The sequence below is a fragment of the Psychrobacter sp. CAL346-MNA-CIBAN-0220 genome (genome assembly GCF_040309805.1).
GTDB lineage: Bacteria > Pseudomonadota > Gammaproteobacteria > Pseudomonadales > Moraxellaceae > Psychrobacter.
Genome location: NZ_JBEOPF010000359.1, coordinates 1 through 266, shown reverse-complemented (window position 1 = coordinate 266; position 266 = coordinate 1). Strand labels below are relative to the sequence as shown.

Genomic DNA, 266 nt, shown 5'->3' with positions numbered 1-266 from the left:
GCCGAAGGCGCTCGAGATCTAAGGGGAGCCCACATGATCGGTAACTGGAACTACGGCACGGGCCGCCGCAAGAGCGCTGTCGCACGTGTCTTCATCAAGGCTGGCAAGGGCGACATCATCGTCAACGGCAAGCCCATCGCTGACTACTTCTCGCGCGAAACGTCGCTGATGATCGTGCGTCAACCGCTGGAACTCACGAACCACGGCCAGACGTTCGACATCAAGGTGAACGTCAACGGCGGCGGCGAAACGGGTCAGGCAGGCGC

1 protein-coding gene is annotated in these 266 nt (G+C 61.7%); it reads left to right on the top strand.

The window, feature by feature from the left end; genetic code table 11:
• Positions 1 to 33: 33 nt before the first annotated feature.
• On the top strand, positions 34 to 266 hold a 233-nt coding region (gene rpsI, locus AAEY88_RS13975; protein WP_350563347.1), incomplete at its 3' end, for a 30S ribosomal protein S9.